At 45.6% G+C, this 18,155-nt stretch carries 15 protein-coding genes, 3 tRNA genes, 1 other RNA gene and 1 other annotated feature; of the genes, 5 read left to right on the forward strand and 14 right to left on the reverse strand.

The window, feature by feature from the left end; translation table 11 throughout:
* Positions 1-324 precede the first annotated feature (324 nt).
* The 6 genes from KNO91_RS15070 to tadA form a co-directional block, all read right to left on the reverse strand.
* The gene (locus tag KNO91_RS15070) at positions 325-549 is read right to left on the reverse strand and encodes a YaaL family protein (RefSeq protein WP_214791283.1); all 225 of its coding nucleotides are present in this window, start codon (positions 547-549) and stop codon (positions 325-327) included.
* Positions 546-1,145, reverse strand: a complete 600-nt coding sequence (gene recR, locus KNO91_RS15075; protein ID WP_214791281.1) for a recombination mediator RecR — start codon at positions 1,143-1,145, stop codon at positions 546-548. Before recR ends, KNO91_RS15070 begins: the two co-directional genes overlap by 4 nt.
* Positions 1,146-1,167: 22 nt before the next feature.
* The gene (locus KNO91_RS15080; protein WP_012727754.1) at positions 1,168-1,485 is read right to left on the reverse strand and encodes a YbaB/EbfC family nucleoid-associated protein; all 318 of its coding nucleotides are present in this window, start codon (positions 1,483-1,485) and stop codon (positions 1,168-1,170) included.
* A 14-nt stretch (positions 1,486-1,499) separates the two neighbouring features.
* Positions 1,500-3,176 carry a DNA polymerase III subunit gamma/tau gene (gene dnaX / locus KNO91_RS15085; protein WP_214791279.1) on the reverse strand — a complete coding sequence of 559 codons (1,677 nt, stop codon included), beginning with the start codon at positions 3,174-3,176 and terminating at the stop codon, positions 1,500-1,502.
* A gap of 94 nt (positions 3,177-3,270) precedes the next feature.
* An RNA gene (ffs, locus tag KNO91_RS15090) (signal recognition particle sRNA large type) lies at positions 3,271-3,538 on the reverse strand.
* Between the two features lie 53 nt (positions 3,539-3,591).
* On the reverse strand, positions 3,592-4,092 hold the full coding sequence (tadA, locus tag KNO91_RS15095) for a tRNA adenosine(34) deaminase TadA (RefSeq protein WP_214818700.1): 501 nt from the start codon (positions 4,090-4,092) through the stop codon (positions 3,592-3,594).
* Positions 4,093-4,213: 121 nt separating this feature from the next.
* Between tadA and KNO91_RS15100 the strand changes: the two genes are divergently transcribed.
* Positions 4,214-4,849: a deoxynucleoside kinase gene (locus KNO91_RS15100; protein ID WP_214791275.1), complete on the forward strand. Its 636-nt coding sequence runs from the start codon at positions 4,214-4,216 to the stop codon at positions 4,847-4,849.
* Positions 4,846-5,517 (forward strand): deoxynucleoside kinase, encoded by a 672-nt coding sequence (locus KNO91_RS15105; RefSeq protein ID WP_240542900.1) that lies wholly within the window; start codon positions 4,846-4,848, stop codon positions 5,515-5,517. Before KNO91_RS15100 ends, KNO91_RS15105 begins: the two co-directional genes overlap by 4 nt.
* 120 nt (positions 5,518-5,637) lie before the next feature.
* On the opposite strand, the gene KNO91_RS15110 is transcribed toward KNO91_RS15105, so the two are convergent.
* The 7 genes from KNO91_RS15110 to pdxS form a co-directional block, all read right to left on the reverse strand.
* Positions 5,638-5,727 (reverse strand) — tRNA-Ser (locus KNO91_RS15110).
* 29 nt (positions 5,728-5,756) lie between these two features.
* Positions 5,757-5,847, reverse strand: a tRNA-Ser gene (locus KNO91_RS15115).
* A gap of 37 nt (positions 5,848-5,884) precedes the next feature.
* Positions 5,885-5,975, reverse strand: a tRNA-Ser gene (locus tag KNO91_RS15120).
* 138 nt (positions 5,976-6,113) lie between these two features.
* Positions 6,114-7,397, reverse strand: coding sequence for a serine--tRNA ligase (gene serS, locus KNO91_RS15125; RefSeq protein ID WP_214818701.1), 1,284 nt, complete (start codon positions 7,395-7,397; stop codon positions 6,114-6,116).
* Positions 7,398-7,448: 51 nt separating this feature from the next.
* Positions 7,449-7,658, reverse strand: a binding site (T-box leader).
* A gap of 18 nt (positions 7,659-7,676) precedes the next feature.
* Positions 7,677-8,924, reverse strand: a complete 1,248-nt coding sequence (locus KNO91_RS15130) for a D-alanyl-D-alanine carboxypeptidase family protein (protein WP_214818702.1) — start codon at positions 8,922-8,924, stop codon at positions 7,677-7,679.
* A gap of 85 nt (positions 8,925-9,009) precedes the next feature.
* A complete protein-coding gene (pdxT, locus tag KNO91_RS15135) occupies positions 9,010-9,588 on the reverse strand; it encodes a pyridoxal 5'-phosphate synthase glutaminase subunit PdxT (RefSeq protein ID WP_214791271.1) in 579 nt (192 codons plus the stop codon).
* Position 9,589: 1 nt separating this feature from the next.
* Positions 9,590-10,480, reverse strand: a complete 891-nt coding sequence (gene pdxS / locus KNO91_RS15140; protein WP_214697307.1) for a pyridoxal 5'-phosphate synthase lyase subunit PdxS — start codon at positions 10,478-10,480, stop codon at positions 9,590-9,592.
* Between the two features lie 293 nt (positions 10,481-10,773).
* Here pdxS and pdxR point away from each other — a divergent pair, with 293 nt between their 5' ends.
* The 3 genes from pdxR (at position 10,774) to KNO91_RS15155 (ending at position 16,354) form a co-directional block, all read left to right on the forward strand.
* Positions 10,774-12,171 (forward strand): MocR-like pyridoxine biosynthesis transcription factor PdxR, encoded by a 1,398-nt coding sequence (gene pdxR / locus KNO91_RS15145; RefSeq protein WP_251126680.1) that lies wholly within the window; start codon positions 10,774-10,776, stop codon positions 12,169-12,171.
* Complete coding sequence (locus tag KNO91_RS15150) at positions 12,168-12,788, forward strand: class A sortase (protein ID WP_214818703.1); 621 nt, start codon at positions 12,168-12,170, stop codon at positions 12,786-12,788. The genes pdxR and KNO91_RS15150 overlap by 4 nt, the downstream gene beginning before the upstream one ends.
* A gap of 143 nt (positions 12,789-12,931) precedes the next feature.
* Positions 12,932-16,354, forward strand: a complete 3,423-nt coding sequence (locus KNO91_RS15155) for an alpha-amylase family glycosyl hydrolase (protein WP_214818704.1) — start codon at positions 12,932-12,934, stop codon at positions 16,352-16,354.
* A 41-nt stretch (positions 16,355-16,395) separates the two neighbouring features.
* On the opposite strand, the gene guaB is transcribed toward KNO91_RS15155, so the two are convergent.
* Positions 16,396-17,859 (reverse strand): IMP dehydrogenase, encoded by a 1,464-nt coding sequence (gene guaB, locus KNO91_RS15160; RefSeq protein WP_214697315.1) that lies wholly within the window; start codon positions 17,857-17,859, stop codon positions 16,396-16,398.
* Between the last annotated feature and the right edge of the window lie 296 nt (positions 17,860-18,155).

Below are 18,155 nucleotides of genomic sequence, written 5' to 3' on the forward strand. Positions count from 1 at the left end.
GACGAAGCTTGCGCTTCATTCAAAAATTGTAAAACTTTTTTTGCCTCATCGTTCAGTTTTCAAAGTTCGTCTGTCGCTCTTGGCGACTTAAATATCTTACCAAGTGAAGAACAAAAGGTCAATCACTTTTTAAAATATTTTTTATTTTGTTCGTCGCTTATCTCGGCGACGTCTATTAATATATCAGTAAAATAATAACCGCGCAACCTTTTTTATAAAAAAGTTTAAAGAAATTTATCTATCTATGCTCGTACTGTTCGCGCCTCAATTTTCTCTTCATTATATACGGCTAAAAATAAAAGAAGGCGAGCCAATGGCTTCGCCTTATGAACGTAGAGACGATAAAGATACATTTCGTTTTTTTGCCTCTTTTAAATAGAAGAAGTAGAGAGCTTCTGCCTGCTTTACTTGAGCCGCTAATTCCCCCGTATCTTCGATGCTAACTTCAAGCATACGGCGTTTTGACTCAAACTTAGATTTCGCTTCCATCAACTCATTAAGTAGTCGTTGATCATAATCATCTTTTAACGACTTACGAAACCACTTCATAACTCTCTTCTACCTTCCATCGCTCGAGACAAGGTCACTTCGTCCGCATACTCCAAATCCCCACCGACCGGTAGCCCATGCGCGAGACGCGTTACGCGAATTCCTGTTGGCTTAAGCAGACGTGATAAATACATTGAAGTCGCTTCTCCTTCAATATTTGGATTCGTTGCTAAAATCACTTCTTGAATCGCTTCATTCTCTTGTAAACGTGTCAGCAAGCTTGAAACGTTGATATCCTCCGGACCAATCCCCTCCATTGGACTAATAGCTCCATGAAGAACATGATATTTCCCTCGGTACTCTCTCATTTTCTCCATGGCAATCACGTCTCTTGAATCTTGGACCACACAAACTACCGTTTCATCCCGATGTGAGTCTTTACAGATAGCACATGGATCAATATCTGTAATATGACCGCACACGGTACAATATTTGATGTCCCGTTTCGCACTGACGAGAGCCTTCGCAAACGTTAAAACATCGTCTTCTTCCATATCTAGTACATGGAAAGCCAAACGCACTGCAGTTTTTGGACCGATTCCAGGTAGCTTCGTAAAACTCTCAATCAATCGTCCAATGGCTTCAGGGTATTGCAACTCGCATCGATCCTTTCTTTACTTAAAAGCCTGGGAGATTCATCCCTTGTGTGAAACGTCCCATTTTATCATTTACAAGCTGATCAGCTTGCTTCATCGCATCATTGATCGCTGCTAAGACAAGATCTTGTAACATATCTACATCGTCAGGATCGACGACATCTTCTGCAATAATGACATCCAAGACTTCTTTATGACCGCTGACGACAACTTTTACCATGCCGCCTCCCGCAGTACCTTCTACCGATAGCTCTTTTAATTCTTCTTGAGCTTTCGCCATATCTTTTTGCATTTTTTGCATTTGTTTCATCATGTTATTCATATTTCCCATTCCACGCATTCAGAGCGCCTCCCTTATGTTTCTTCGATTTCAACAACATCGCCAAAACGTTCCATCGCCTGTGCAACCAGTGGATCCTCAGTTTCCGGTTCTTCGACTTGTTCTGTCCGCTCTGCTTGTTTTTGAAGGATGAACTCATTTTTCAATTCATTCCAATCCGTTTCAAGCACCGCCATGATTTCACGACGAATTCCCGTAACTTCAAACAACGCCTGTTCGATCACATCACGCGTACGACCATTCGAACTTACTTGTTCATAGTGCCATGTCATTCCATCTTTAAATTGTACCAGTAAGGTGTCACTTGCACAAAGGACAGCCTCACTTTCATAGAAGAGTGCAAAAATTGGACCATCCTGTATTCGGATGTTCGTCATGATGTCGCCCCAACTATCGCGAATCGCATTCAAGTGCTGTCGCTCAGCCCGCTGAAGCAGTTGGCGAATCCGTTCTTTCGGTACTCGGATTTGAGTACGCTTCGGAGCAGGCTTCGGCTTTTCTACTTCCACGCCTGTCACAGACACACCATTTTTCTTCACTTCATTCAATTCGCGGCTCAATTCACGCACTTGATCTTGTAGCTGTGTCATCTGTTCACTAATCGTCCGACCTTGCTCCGCAATTCGAATGAATGTCAATTCCACCAACACTTTGGGATGATTCGATAACCTCATCTGTTGCTGGCAATCATTCAGCTCTTCAATCACTTGGAATAATTCGTCCGTCGAGGTCGCTTCGACAAACTGACGGAATTCATCGGTTGGACGAGCGCGTTCTAATAAGTCGGCAGCTTGCGGAGATGCTTTTAAAAGTAGTGCATCCCGATGGACGAACACCAAATCTTCAATGAATCGTTTTAAGTCTTTTCCTTCGCGTAGCATCATTTCAAGTGTACTCAAAATCGCATTTAACTCTTTTTTCTGTAGACCATATGCCATTTCAAGCAATGTTTCATCCGTTACAGCACCTGTTACTTCTAAAACCGCTTCTTCTGTCAGGCGACCATCACTAAATGCCAATGCCTGATCAAGTAAGCTAAGGGCATCTCGCATTCCGCCATCAGCAGCCCGCGCGATTAATTTCAACGCTTCTGGATCATAGTCATGGTCTTGATCATTTAAAATATACGCCATCCGGGTCTGCAATTGACTCACTTCATGTCGTTTAACGTCAAAGCGCTGACACCGAGAAATGATTGTTGCCGGAATTTTATGCGGTTCTGTCGTTGCCAAAATAAAAATCGCATGTGCTGGCGGCTCTTCGAGCGTCTTCAGCAATGCATTGAATGCGCCTGTTGACAACATATGCACTTCATCAATGATATATACTTTGTAACGACCTTGAGACGGTGGATATTTAACCTTGTCTCGAATTTCTCGAATTTCGTCAACTCCGTTATTTGATGCTGCATCGATTTCGAACACGTCTGGACTCGTACCTTCCGTGATGGCGATACACGTCGGACAGGTATTACACGGTTCACGTGTCGGTGCACTTTCACAGTTTATTGCCTTGGCAATGATTTTCGCCAAACTCGTCTTCCCTGTCCCGCGCGGACCTGAAAACAGATATGCGTGTGACATCCGCTCCTCTAGTAGAGCGTTTTGAATCGTACGTGTGATATGAACTTGACCGACGACCTCTTGAAATGACTGAGGTCTGTATACCCGATATAATGCTTGATACGCCATGAGTTCGCCTCCTTCCCCACTTTTCTTCTCTATCTCATCATACAAAAAAATCTACAGCCCTGGGGCCATAGATTGAAGTTATAAAATAAATCTGCCGCGCACCGATTTCTGAAAGCACGTCAACATGCGTTACTCATGCAGTTTGCTCAGTCCAAGCACCCCTGCGGCACACGGTACGTCACCACTTAAGGCTGCTTCCTTCCGGACCTGACCTGGTTCATGGGTGACCGTTGCGCAGGACTCAGACGTCAACGCCACTTACATAAGGCAGACCACACCAGCGCACTCCCTCGAATCGGGATTCAGTCTCGCTACAGCGGATTGCGAGTGACAGGGCACCGCTACCTCCCCACCTAGCACGGCAAATGGGTAAATGAAATTATGCACTATCTCGAGTGCTATTACATTATACTGTTTAATCGATTGGGTTGCAACCTCTCTGATGAAGTCGTTCTTGTTTCTTCCTTTCTCTGAGCGCTCGGAAGAAATCAGTCAGAAGCTGTCCACATTCTTCTGCTAAAACATTTTCTGTCACGTCGGCCTGATGATTGAATCGTTCATCCTGTACTAAATTCATCAACGTGCCACAACAACCACCTTTCGGATCATGCGCACCGAAGATCACCCGCTTCACTCGAGATAACACAATGGCTCCTGCACACATCGGACAAGGTTCGAGTGTGACGTATAACTCACAATCTTCTAATCGCCAATTCCCTAATGCTTCGTTTGCTGCTTCAATCGCAATCATCTCAGCATGAGCAGCAGCTAAGCGATCTGTTTCACGACGGTTATGACCGGTCGCAATCACCTCATCTCCCTTTACAATCACACAGCCAATCGGTACCTCACCAATAGCTTCTGCTTTCTTAGCTTCTTCGATGGCTAACTGCATAAATCGCTCATCACGTTCCATCCATTCACCTCATTTCTTATTTAACACTATGAAAAAAAATGAAAATCAAATCCCTCGCCATATCCCTCGCATTGTATGCTAGAATGGAACTTGCACTTTGGATAATGGAGGATGACATCATATGTTTATAACGGTAGAAGGACCGATTGGTGTCGGGAAAACATCACTGGCCCATATCATCAGTCAGCATTTCTCGATGCAGATGCTGAATGAAATTGTAGAAGAGAACCCATTTCTCGGCAAGTTTTATGAAGATATCGAAGAATGGAGTTTCCAAACGGAAATGTTCTTCTTATGCAATCGATTCAAGCAGTTGGATGATATTCATAAACACCACTTGAGTCAACAGCAATCCGTCGTTTCGGACTATCATATTTTCAAAAACTTGATTTTTGCTCATCGTTCATTGAAACCGGCACATCTCAACAAATACGAGCAGATTTATAAGATTTTGACACATGATATGCCGAAACCTGATGTCGTCATTTACTTACACGCCAGCATTGAGACATTGATGAAACGAGTCGCCTTGCGTGGACGTGAAGTGGAAGAAAATATGTCCCGTGATTATCTCGAACAACTCGCTCACGATTATGAGACATTCGTAGAGTCGTATCGCGCGACCCATCCAGAAGTGAAAATCCTCTCATTCAGTGGGGATGAACTCGACTTCGTACACAACCCAAACGATTTGACACATGTCTTAAAGACAATTGAACGTGAATTAGAATTGACTAAAGGAGCACAATTAAAATGAAGCTGATTGATAAATATAACATCCCGAACGATACAATCATTACAATCGGTGGAATGGTTGGAATCGGGAAATCAACGATCACCAATTCGTTAGCCGATGCATTGAACTTCCGAACGTCTTTAGAGAAAGTAGATACGAACCCTTACCTCGATAAATTCTATCATGATTTCGAGCGTTGGAGTTTCCATCTTCAAATTTACTTCTTGGCTGAACGTTTCAAAGAACAAAAGAAAATCTTCCAATACGGTGGCGGCTTCATTCAAGACCGTTCAATCTATGAAGATACAGGTATCTTCGCAAAAATGCATTACGAAAAAGGGACGATGTCACCAACAGACTACGAAACGTATTCAAGTTTGTTCGAGGCTATGGTGTTAACACCATTCTTCCCACACCCAGATTTATTGATCTACCTTGAAGGTTCGTTCGAACAAGTCCTTGAACGCATCCAGATGCGCGGTCGCGAGATGGAGCAACAAACACCGATTGCATATTGGGAAGAGATGTACGAGCGCTATACAGAATGGATTAACAACTTTAATCTGTGCCCAGTACTACGCCTTTCAATCGAAGACTACGACCTCATCAATGACCCTGATTCAGTCGAACTCATCCTTGAAAAAATTGAAAAGCAACTGACGGTTGCTCGCGAAGCAAAAGTTAGATAATCGAAAGAAGGATTACGCCATGAAAAGCGTAATCCTTCTTTTTATACATAAAAAAATCCACAGCGATGATGTCTGTGGATACAAAAAATGCATCTGCCTCTGCAGATGCCCGATTGAAAGCGGAGTTGGTGGGATTCGAACCCACGCGAGCCTTGCGACTCCTAACGGATTTCGAGTCCGTCCCCTTCAGCCGGACTTGGGTACAACTCCAGGCCTAAAAAAGTGTAAAAAAAAGAAAGTGGAGGAGGTGGTGGGATTCGAACCCACGCAGGCTATTACACCCCTGACGGTTTTCAAGACCGTTCCCTTAAACCACTTGGGTACACCTCCAAAAGATATAAAATTGTGTGAGCCTCCAAAAAAGAAATGGAGGAGGTGGTGGGATTCGAACCCACGCAGGCTGTTACACCCCTGACGGTTTTCAAGACCGTTCCCTTAAACCACTTGGGTACACCTCCAAAGCTCATATACAATTCGTGAGCAACAGTGTCGCTCGACATGATTTATAGTACCAAGTGAAGAGACAGATGTCAAACCCTTTTGTGAAAAAACATTAAAAAAATTAAGCAGCCCCAAAATCGAGGCTGCTCAAGCGTTTAGTTCGGCATTTCAATCTTTTCTTTTCCACCCATATAAGGGCGAAGCACTTCTGGGATGACGACTGATCCGTCTGCTTGTTGGTAGTTTTCCAAAATCGCTGCAACTGTTCGACCGACTGCCAATCCTGACCCGTTCAATGTGTGGACAAACTCTGGTTTTGCATTGGCATCACGACGGAAGCGAATTCCAGCACGACGCGCTTGGAAATCTTCAAAGTTAGAGCAAGAAGAAATCTCACGATACATTCCTTGTGCTGGCATCCACACTTCGATGTCATATTTTTTAGCAGCTGTGAATCCAAGGTCTGCCGTACACATGCTGAGTACTTGGTACGGAAGTCCGAGACGTTTTAATACTTCTTCAGCATGACCTGTCAACAATTCCAATTGTTCATATGACTCTTCTGGTTTCACGAAGCGGACGAGCTCAACTTTATTGAATTGGTGCTGGCGAATCAAGCCACGCGTATCACGACCCGCTGAACCAGCTTCAGAACGGAAGTTGGCGCTATAAGCTGTATACGTGATTGGAAGCTGCGTTTCCGGAATGATTTCTTCACGGTGCATGTTTGTGACTGGCACTTCAGCTGTCGGAACGAGGAAGTAGTTTGTGTCCGCTACTTTAAACGCATCTTCTTCAAATTTCGGAAGTTGACCTGTTCCAATCATCGAATCGCGATTGACCATGTACGGCGGCAATACTTCTGAGTAACCATGCTCGTCTGAATGAAGGTCCATCATAAAGTTGATGAGTGCACGTTCTAAGCGGGCACCTAACCCTTTATAGAAAACAAAGCGGCTACCCGTTACTTTCCCTGCTCGTTCCACATCGACGATTTTAAGGTCTTCCATCACGTCCCAATGTTGCTTCGGATCGAAATCAAAATCAGGCTTTGTTCCGATTTCACGAATCGTCACGTTATCATCCTCTGTCTCGCCGATTGGAGTTGATTCGTGTGGGATGTTCGGAATGCTGAGCAAGATCAAGTTGAGTTCAGCCTCTACTTCTCGTAACTCTTCATCTAGCAATTTGATTTCATCCCCAAGACGGCGTGTTTCCAAAATCGGACCTTCCGCATCCTGTTTGTTCCGTTTTAATTCAGCGATTTGTTTCGTCGCTTCATTGCGTTTTGCTTTCTTTACTTCCACTTCGTTAATTAAGTCACGACGCTTTTCCTCTAACTGCGGGAAGCGGTCAAGTGCACTCAAATCTTCTCCACGGTAAGCTAACTTTTCTTTGATTCCTTCAAAATCTTGTCGTAAACGTTTAATGTCTAACATTGCTGTTCCTCCTTTTTCATATAAAAAAGGCGGCACGTCCCTTTCCCGTAGGAAAGGGACGAACCACCTTGGATCCGCGTTGCCACCCTCGTTGCCCAAATGCTTGAGCCACTCGATGCACGTAACGTGTGCCAAACGTGACCTGTTTCCAAGTCAATGCTCCGAGGCCGATTCGGTTACGCCATCTCACTAGTTTGCACCAACCACTAGCTCTCTGTCAGTAGACGTACGTAACGTACTTATTCTCATCATCGCATCTGTCATTGAATTAATCTTACTTTACAACATCTGAACTTGTTCGACAAGACTGATTTTTCCAAGTGCTAATCGGATTTGATCGAGGAATTCAAAGAACGCTCGCGTCATTCTCGTCAAGAACGAAGCCGTATCAACCGACTCTGCCGTGACAAGCATCGTCTTCGGGGGAGTCTCTCCTTCTAAGTAACGAACTTGATCGGAAGAATCGATCGTGACTACGCCCGCCTGTGTATCGACCTTGATTGGAGCCTCTAATTCGAGCAGTTCAACTTGCGGCTCCGGGACAGGCTTCCCTTTTTCGACCAACACTTCAAAGTCATTCGTCGTCCGTACAGCAACTTGTTCTGTTTCACCTTGAGAAACTTTCGCCGTTTTCGAAATCGTTTCACCTGTCCGTAAGATTGGTGTCATGACGAAATCCGCATACGCATAGTCATGTAATGCTTTCGTCGCTGCATAGCGTCCCTCGTCAGATGGTGCACCAAGAACGACCGATAACACAGTGCGACCATCCCGTGTGGACACACCGACAAAGCAATAGCCTGCTTCATTCGTTGTTCCTGTCTTGAAACCGAGCATCCCTGGATAGGCAAGGTCACGATCGGCGAGCATCCGGTTCGTCGCATCAAAGCGAACACCGTCGACATCCACATATGCCCGTTTTGTCACGTCGAGTACTTCCGGATAAGTCGTCAAATATTCAATCGCCAATTTCATTAAATCGTTAGCCGACGTCAAATTGTCTCCTGGTAGACCGGCTGATACAGAATCGAGTCCCGATGCATTCGCAAACGTCGTTTGTGTCATTCCTAGTTCATCGGCCCGGCGATTCATTTCTTTGACGAACGCCTCCTCTGAACCAGACACTGCTTCCCCAAGCGTCACAGCCGCTTCGTTCGCCGAACGAATTAACGCTGCATCGTATAACTCTTTGACGGTATACGGTTTATTCAATAGCGGGATTCGTGCCAACCCCGGTTTTCTCGTCAGTGCCAATGCAGCATCGCTCGGTGTAATCTCTTGATTCCAACTGAGCTTTCCTTCTTCGATCGCCTCACGCGTCAAAAATGCCGTCATCAATTTCGTGATTGAAGCGGGCTGCAGCATGGCATCTTCTTGTTTCGTAAACAGAACCTGTCCTGTTGTCACGTCTACAAGCATTGCGCTCGCCGCGTCAACTTTTGGTGCGGCCGCAGAGGCGACTGAAGGTACGATTACTTGTACAAGCAATATGGCAATAAACAACATGATTAAATAGCGAGCCTTCACATAGTTTCCCCTTTCTGTACGCTTCTTTGTTCAGTGTAACAAAAAATAAGTTTGAAGGACCCCCTTTTTATGAGGTCCCCCAAACTTATGCATATTGCTTCTGATTTTCTTTAACCATCTCGATAAAATAGCGATGCAATGATAGATCTTCCGTCAACTCTGGATGGAACGAACAAGCCAGGTACTGGTTGTAACGAACTGCTACAATCGCTTCCTCGACTTCAGCGAGCACGTCCACTTCCGGTTCGACTCGCGCCACTTGTGGGGCACGAATAAAGACCGCTTCGACTGGCTCCTCGATTCCTTTTACCGGAAGATCAACTTCAAAACTGTCGACCTGACGTCCGAATGCATTGCGTTTTACCGTCATCGGAATTTTCTTTAAGTGAGCATCATAGCCTTCTACTTCATTTGCGAGAAGAATCATACCGGCACATGTGCCGAACATCGGTAACGTCTCCATGTCACGAAGTGGCTCAAGTAACTCATAGCGGTCGAGTAGGCGTCGCATCGCGGTACTTTCTCCACCTGGTAACACTAATCCATCGATTGCTTTCAAGTCTTCTAACGAGCGGACGACAACCGTCTGCGCACCGAGCGCTTCAAGCATGCGAACATGCTCACGTATTGCGCCCTGCATCCCTAATACGCCAATCGTCACCATCTTACCAGCCTCGTGGCGCCATGAGTTCTTCGTCTTTGAGCGTACGGACGTCGAGTCCTTTCATTGCCTCACCCAATCCTTTTGAAAGGTGTGCAATCCGCTCATAGTCGTCGTGGTATGTTGTTGCTTCAACGATGGCACGTGCGAATTTTTCTGGGTTCTCCGCTTTGAAAATTCCAGATCCGACAAAGACGCCGTCTGCTCCGAGGTGCATCATCAAGGCTGCATCCGCCGGTGTTGCGATTCCACCCGCTGCAAAGTTAACGACTGGAAGACGGCCTGCTTCACGGATTTGCATAAGCACTTCAAATGGTGCTCCGAGGTCACGAGCCTCTGTCATAACTTCATCTACGCTCATCGACAAGAGACGCTTCACTTGTGCTTGTACTGTACGCATGTGACGAACCGCTTCCACGATGTTCCCCGTTCCCGGCTCACCTTTTGTACGAATCATTGCTGCACCTTCGCCGATTCGACGTGCCGCTTCACCAAGGTCACGCGCTCCACATACGAACGGCGCTGTATAGTCGCGTTTGTACAAATGGAACTCTTCATCTGCTGGCGTCAATACTTCACTCTCATCGATAAAGTCGACCCCCATCGACTCAAGGACACGAGCTTCAGCGATATGACCGATACGGCATTTCGCCATAACCGGAACAGATACTGCTCCCATGACATCTTCAATGATTGTTGGATCAGCCATACGGGCAACACCGCCCATTTTGCGGATATCCGAAGGTACACGTTCAAGCGCCATGACAGCAACCGCACCGGCAGCTTCAGCGATTTTTGCCTGTTCCGCGTTGATGACGTCCATGATGACGCCACCTTTTTGCATTTCTGCCATCCCGCGTTTTACTTTATCTGTTCCCACTTGTCTCTTTTCCATTGAAATCCCTCCATTGGTTCATGTTCTACTTGCTAGTATAAGCTGGATTGACTATATTAAAAGTGCCAGATTCTTATTTTTTAAAGTGGTCAGTTTAGATAAAGGACTCTATTGCCACTATCACGAACGTGTTGAAGTATGAAGGAGGAATCAGTATGTTAGACCGTGACCCGTTTGAAGGAGGCAATCGCGCCTCATTTGGTACACCTGGAATTGTCTCATTCTTGATTATCATCGGCTTTCTCTTGTACTTCTTTTTCGGTCCGTAAAGAAAGGAACGTCATCTCATGGATATGCTTACTTTTTCACTTGAACAAGACTCGTCCATCCCACTATATGAGCAATTGTATAAACATATTCGTGAAGCCATCGTCGACGATACGTTAAAAACAGGTACCAAGCTACCTTCGAAGCGTAAACTCTCCCAATTTCTAGATGTATCTCAGACGACGGTCGAATTCGCCTATGCTCAGTTACTCGCCGAAGGATATATCGAATCCATTCCTCGGAAGGGGTTTTATGTGTTGCCGCAAGAGGAACTATACGTCCGGCGATCAAGTAGCACCATCACACCATCACCACCTAAAAAGACGTATACGTACGATGTGTCGCCAAGCCAAATCGATACAACGGCTTTTCCGTTTGAACGTTGGAAACGACATATTAAAAACGTCGTCGATGAGGTTCATCATGAGTTGCTCGCGTTAGGCCCCGTTCAAGGGGATCTTGAATTACGTCAGGAAATTGCGACCTATCTCTATCATTCGCGAGGCGTTCAGTGCTCACCTGAACAGATTATCGTTGGGTCAGGGACCGAACAACTATTGCCACAACTATTAGATTTATTACCCGATGCCTCGGTGTTTGGAATTGAAGATCCCGGTTATCCACTCACGCGTCTTTTATTCGAGCAACAAGGGCGCACCTCCATCCCGATTCCGGTAGACGACAGTGGGGTTTGTGTAAGTGAGCTTGAACGTCATGCCATTGATGCGCTATACGTGACACCTGCCCATCAATTTCCGACAGGGACTGTCTTATCCGTCAGTCGACGCCAGCGCCTGTTGAATTGGGCGCTCGTTCACCAAACGTATATCATAGAGGACGATTATGACAGCGAGTTCCGCTATAGTGGTAAACCCATCCCATCTCTTCAAAGCATGGACCCGAACGAACGTGTCATTTATATCAGTACGTTTTCAAAATCACTCATGCCTTCTCTTCGTATCGGGTATATGGTGTTACCGACGCCTCTTCTGAATCGTTACCGTGAGCGGCATCATTATTTTACGTGTAGCGTCCCTCGATTTGAGCAACATACGTTGGCGCTGTTCATGTCGAGCGGTGATTTTGAAAAACATTTGAATCGGATGCGAAAAATCTATCGCCGTAAGTTAGAAATCGTGCTCACTACCTTCCGTCCGTTCGAACCGACTGTCATCGTGACAGGTGCAAGTGCCGGATTGCATGTTGTATTGACCGTCGTCACAGACCGAACAGAGCAAGAGTTGAAGCAGTCGGCTGAATCTTTCGGCATCGCCATAAAATCGATGAACGACTATCGCATCGTACATCCGGACTCGCATAAACAATTTTTGTTTGGCTTTGCGCACTTACCCGAATCATCTTTACCGAACGTGATTGATCAGTTGATGAACGCATGGGCAATTCCGAGAGGAGCGATTACATGAAGCGACATCTTCGATGGATCATCGGAATCCTTTTAATCGGCAGTGGCCTTTTCTTTTTAACGAGTTCGATTTGGAAAGAGAATATCGCTAGCTCAACCAGTGAATATGTCATTGAACATATGGAACTACAAGACGAGATTGAGGTTGAAGCGAGTTATAATTTCGCCTCGGTCACTCCTCTTTCCTTAGCGGACGTCTTACAAGCGCGCAATCGTTTTCATCATTTACCAACAATCGGTGTCATTTCCATTCCAGATGTTTCACTGGAGCTCCCAGTCATAAAAGGATTAGATGATGAGAGTCTCGCTGTCGGAGCAGGAACCATGCATCCCGATCAACAAATGGGAAAAGGCAATTACGCACTAGCCGGTCATTATTTACAACATGCGGACGCTCTATTCGGTCCGCTCCATAAAGTCGATGTTGGTATGAAAATCTATCTTCGAGATGCTGCACACACTTACGAATACATCGTGACATCGCTTGAAACCGTCTCTCCTGAACAAGTTGATGTATTGGATGAAACAGCTACTCCTACCCTTACATTAATCACTTGTACGTTCGATACGACGGAGCGACTCATCGTCAAAGGTTCACTCGTCACTACTGAATCATAACCGCATCTCCTCAACCAACAGGAGACGCGGTTATTTATTGTTTTTTCAAAAACATATTGTTAGCGCTTACAACTTCCGCTAAACTATTTTTGAAAACGTTTGCATAAAATTGTGCAATTTAACTCAAACAAAAGAGGTGTCTCATGAAGAAAAAAACTGCTCGTCAGGCTTCGACTTTATTCCTGTCCGGTGCATTGCTCATTCAAGCCGGGGTTCCGATGAACGCATTAGCTGAACCGACTGCCATCACAATTGATGGGGTAAAAACAGATTGGGCTAATATTCCCGCCCTCGCGAGTTCTCCCACTGCTGGATGGCAAGGGTTCGATGTCGGTGATTTATACATAAACAATGATGCGCAACACCTATATTTCTACGTAGATGCGAACAATGTCCCGAACTGGGGAGATAACGGGCAATACATAAATATTGCGCTCCAAATCAATGATGAAGATTCTGGTGTATCTACTAATCCACTCGGGTATCCTTTTGATTTTAAAGGTGTCGACAAGGCACCTCAGTACCATATTCTCGTCCGAGTCGATGGTGATCAGAACGTAAAAGAGGCTGCTCTTTATCAGGCTGGTCAAGAGAAACCACTTTTACAATTGAATCAGTTGAACGGTGCGGCTTTTGCCTTAGACCGAACGAAAGGATTTGAAGGAAAAGTTCCTCTGTCATTGCTCGGCTTAAACAATGGTGATCAAGTTCGTGCCTTAACTGTATTGAGTGGAAACAACGCTGGAGAGCATGGGGCGTTCGATACGATTCCGAGCAACGCTGCCAATCAATTAGCCAATAGTTGGAACGTGTCTGCCACGCCATCCTCACAATCTGTTTATAGTGCCCCGTTCACTTTAAATGGGGTAGAGACGATTGACCAACTTGAAGTTGCGTCCGTGACCCCGGCCTCATCATCAATTGATGTGGATGTGTCTGCTCCAATCACATGGACATTTAATGAACCCGTCCGTCTCGATTCGGCATCGGTCGCCTTACAACAAGGGGAGACGCGTGTCCCCGTTGATGTGACGACGAACGGGACGAGCGTGACACTTCAACCGAAAGAAGCTCTCGCTCTTAATACATCCTATACGGCCACGATTCCAGAAGGTGCGGTGACTGGAACGATTTCGAATACGACACTCCCGGCATTGACGACTACTTTCAAAACAGCAACAAAACTCGCGGATCCTTGGGAAACGACACGCTATATCGAAATGAAATATGTCCGTGCCGATCATGACTATACGGATTGGAACTTATGGACATGGAGCACAGGAAAAAAAGACGGACAAGTCGATCCATACCGGATAACTGACGATGGGGCCATCTTCCGTATCCCAGTCGGTCAAGACGCCACGAAAGTCGGGTTTGTCATTCGAAAAGGTACGGACTGGGCCGTTAAGGATGCTTATGGAGAAGACAGATACGTCACGCTCGGAGAAGACCGCGTCACGAAGGTCGTCGTCGAAAGCGGAAAAGGTGCCTTCCATCAAGTTCCGACAATCAGTGGTCCCGAATACGGTACAGATGGAATTCAATTCTTCTACCGTGATGTAGCGCTCTACGAATCAGGAGAAATGGACGAAATCGATCAGGTCGCACTCAAAATCAATGGTGAGACGTATCCGATGACTTATGAGCCAGAAAACGAGTGGTTCCGCCATACAATACGCTTACCTGAAGGAATCCATGACTACACGTATCTCGTCACGAAGGACGGCGTCACGACCGAAGTGAAAGACCCCTATTTCGAGGCTTCTCAAATCGAATATCGTCAACCGACCGTCACACTCACTTCTTCTGTCAGTCCGAAAGCCATCAGCTCTCGTGAAAATGCGGTCGTTCGAGTAAAACCGTCCTTGCCGAAAGGTGTGACACTCCGAGAACTCTACATCGATGCACGCCCACTCGGTGGTCCTGAAAAGTTACACATCGATCGTGCGTTAAACGCCCAAACCATCGCGGTGAAAGATACGGTCAAACCTGGAAATAAGACGCTTTCCGTCACTGCAATCGACCAATATGGAAACGTTCATCGCTCGACAACAACGGTTCGTGTCGTCCCTAAAACGATGAAGGAAAAACAAGCGTTTGATTGGGATGAGGCGCGCATCTATTTTATGCTCACGGACCGTTTCTATAACGGAGATTTATCCAATGACAACCCGAATCGTGAGTACTATGACAAAGATCATCCTGAATCTTACCATGGCGGCGATTTTGCAGGTGTTACGAAAAAACTTGATTATTTAGATGATCTTGGGATCAATACGATTTGGATCACGCCAATTGTGGATAACATCGATTGGGATTTACGATATGGAAAAGACGGATCTCAGTATGGATATCATGGATATTGGGCCAAGAACTTTGAAAAGCTCGATGAACATCTCGGAGATATGGCCGCCTTCCATAAACTGATTGATGAAGCGCATAAACGTGGAATGAAAATTATGGTCGACGTCGTCTTGAACCATCCTGGCTATGGCATGGAACCTGGGGCAAGCTCATCTGTCACAAACTTCCCAACGGATGCAGAACGACAAGTATTTGATGGAATGATTCGTGAAAATCCGGTCGACGGAGACGATCTCAAAATGTCGCTATCCGGTCTTCCCGACTTCAAGACGGAAGAAGCTGCCGTTCGGGAACAATTGGTGAAATGGCAGACAGATTGGATCAAACGATCGAAAACGAAAAAAGGCAACACGATTGATTACTTCCGTGTCGATACGGTCAAACACGTGGACTCCACAACGTGGAAATCCTTTAAAAATGAATTAACAGCAATCAAGCCGAATTTCAAATTGATTGGGGAGCACTACGGGGCGAGTATCAACAATACAGGCGGCTACTTAAGAAGTGGTCAAATGGATTCCTTGCTCGACTTTGATTTTAAATATCAAGCTGAACGATTCGTGAATGGCAATATCGAAGACGTTGAAAAGGCACTTCAATATCGTAATACGCAGTTATCGAACGAAGCGACGCTCGGACAATTCTTGAGTAGCCATGATGAAGACGGATTCCTTGTCTCGCGGGCAGGCGGGGATACTGGGAAGCAAATGGTCGCAGCCTCTCTTCAAATCACGGCGAAGGGTCAGCCTGTGATCTATTACGGAGAAGAGGTCGGTCAATCTGGGAAGCATGCGGGCGATATGGATCAAGGCGAGTTCAATGAAAATCGCTATGACTTCGACTGGTCTCGAGTCAAAGGTGAAGGGAAATCGATGCATACGCACTATCAAAAACTTTTGAATATCCGTGCAGACTATTCGCATGTATTCAGTAAAGGGACACGTTCGTCCATCGCTTCGAATTCTGAGGCTGGCTATTCAATCTTCAAACGAAGTTATGGAAAACAATCGGTTCTCGTCGGATTAAATACGAAAGAGAAAGCGCAAACTGTTTCCTTTAATACTTCATATAAAGCGAAAACCGTATTGATTGACCGATATAGCGGTAAACAATACATCGTTCAAAAGAATGGCAAAGTCACTGTCTCACTCCCTGCTCAAGATCAAGGTGGTACTGTGATTTTAGTAGAGAAGCGCAAATAAATAACCGCCATCCTGAGTGTACAGGATGGCGGCTTTTTACATTAGCGTGAGTAGTTCGGTGCTTCTTTTGTAATGTTGACATCGTGTGGGTGACTTTCTTGAAGGCCCGCACCTGTCATCCGAATAAATTGCGTGTCTTCACGAAGGGCACGGATATCGGCAGCGCCACAGTATCCCATACCTGAACGAAGACCACCAATCAATTGATAGACCGTGTCAGCAAGTTCTCCGCGATATGCGACACGTCCTTCGATTCCTTCTGGAACGAACTTTTTGTCTGCTTCTTGGAAGTAACGGTCTTGGCTACCGCGCTTCATCGATGCTTCAGATCCCATACCACGGTATGTCTTGAACTGACGACCTTGGTAAATTTCCATTTCGCCCGGGCTCTCTTTCACGCCGGCAAGCAAGCTACCAAGCATGACAGCGTTTGCTCCAGCAGCGATGGCTTTAACAATATCACCTGAGTACTTGATTCCACCGTCAGCGATGACTGAGACACCATGCTCTTTTGCTTCTGTAACACAATCATAGACAGCCGTGATTTGTGGAACACCAACACCTGCAACGACGCGTGTTGTACAAATTGAACCTGGTCCAATTCCGACTTTGATGACCGATGCTCCAGCTTCAATCAAAGCGCGTGTCGCTTCAGCAGTCGCTACGTTACCTGCGATGATTGGAAGTGATGGGAACGTATCGCGCAACTCACGAACTTTTTCAAGCACACCAGCCGAATGTCCATGTGCTGTGTCAATGACCAATGCATCTACGCCTGCTTCTACAAGTACTTGAGCACGTGAAGCCGCGTCTTTTGTCACACCGACTGCAGCTGCTACAAGAAGACGACCTTGCTTATCTTTTGCTGCGTTCGGGAACTGTTCGACCTTCTCGATATCTTTTGTTGTGATGAGACCTTTCAATACGCCAGCTTCATCGACAAGTGGAAGTTTTTCAATGCGGTGTTGGTGTAGAATACGCTCTGCTTCTTCAAGCGATGTACCTACTTTTGCAGTGATCAGGTTTTCCGTTGTCATAACATCCTTGATGACGGTTGAATAGTCTTTGATGAAGCGAAGATCACGATTCGTCAAAATACCAATCAATTTACGCTCTTCTTCTGAGTTGACGATTGGAACGCCAGAAATACGATACTTACTCATTAAATACTCAGCGTCATACACTTGACGATCTGGAGTTAAATAGAAAGGATTTGTGATGACACCATTCTCTGAGCGCTTAACGCGATCGACATGTTCAGCTTGCATTTCCATAGACATGTTCTTATGAATGACACCTAAACCGCCTTGACGGGCCATAGCAATCGCCATCGGAGCTTCCGTGACGGTATCCATGCCGGCACTGATGATTGGGATATTCAATTCTAATCCTTCACAGAGCTTTGTGCTTAAATCAACGTCACGTGGTAAAACATTTGAGAACCTCGGTACGAGTAATACATCATCAAACGTTAAACCTTCTTTTGCAAACTTATTTTCCCACATAAAAATTGATGGCCCCTTTCTCGTTCTACCTACATCTTTGTTTCGAAATATTTCTGTAATGGTAACAGGTATAACGCAAAAGTGCAATTCAATTCCCGATGTTCAGAAAGTTCAGAATTGTGTTCGTTCCTATCTAGAAGATGAGAATTGTTCGGAATTTCATGTGAATAGTGTGCTTAATATGGAGTTTGATTTCATAACGAACATAAAAAACGACCGAGCGTTATGCTCGGTCGTCCTCTGCGTTGTTGCCTGGCAACGTCCTATCCTCACAGGGGGAGATCCCCCAACTACTT

The organism is Exiguobacterium sp. s59, assembly GCF_018617475.1.
GTDB classification, from domain to species: Bacteria; Bacillota; Bacilli; order Exiguobacteriales; family Exiguobacteriaceae; genus Exiguobacterium; species Exiguobacterium aestuarii.

Bases quoted from the DNA above. Each gene is read 5' to 3' on its own strand.
- KNO91_RS15070 (WP_214791283.1), bottom strand. From the start codon at position 549: ATGAAGTGGTTTCGTAAGTCGTTAAAAGATGATTATGATCAACGACTA.
- KNO91_RS15080 (WP_012727754.1), bottom strand. From the start codon at position 1,485: ATGCGTGGAATGGGAAATATGAATAACATGATGAAACAAATGCAAAAA.
- dnaX (WP_214791279.1), bottom strand. From the start codon at position 3,176: ATGGCGTATCAAGCATTATATCGGGTATACAGACCTCAGTCATTTCAA.
- tadA (WP_214818700.1), bottom strand. From the start codon at position 4,092: ATGGAACGTGATGAGCGATTTATGCAGTTAGCCATCGAAGAAGCTAAG.
- KNO91_RS15100 (WP_214791275.1), top strand. From the start codon at position 4,214: ATGTTTATAACGGTAGAAGGACCGATTGGTGTCGGGAAAACATCACTG.
- KNO91_RS15105 (WP_240542900.1), top strand. From the start codon at position 4,846: ATGAAGCTGATTGATAAATATAACATCCCGAACGATACAATCATTACA.
- serS (WP_214818701.1), bottom strand. From the start codon at position 7,397: ATGTTAGACATTAAACGTTTACGACAAGATTTTGAAGGAATCAAAGAA.
- pdxT (WP_214791271.1), bottom strand. From the start codon at position 9,588: ATGGTGACGATTGGCGTATTAGGGATGCAGGGCGCAATACGTGAGCAT.
- pdxS (WP_214697307.1), bottom strand. From the start codon at position 10,480: ATGGAAAAGAGACAAGTGGGAACAGATAAAGTAAAACGCGGGATGGCA.
- pdxR (WP_251126680.1), top strand. From the start codon at position 10,774: ATGCTTACTTTTTCACTTGAACAAGACTCGTCCATCCCACTATATGAG.
- KNO91_RS15150 (WP_214818703.1), top strand. From the start codon at position 12,168: ATGAAGCGACATCTTCGATGGATCATCGGAATCCTTTTAATCGGCAGT.
- KNO91_RS15155 (WP_214818704.1), top strand. From the start codon at position 12,932: ATGAAGAAAAAAACTGCTCGTCAGGCTTCGACTTTATTCCTGTCCGGT.
- guaB (WP_214697315.1), bottom strand. From the start codon at position 17,859: ATGTGGGAAAATAAGTTTGCAAAAGAAGGTTTAACGTTTGATGATGTA.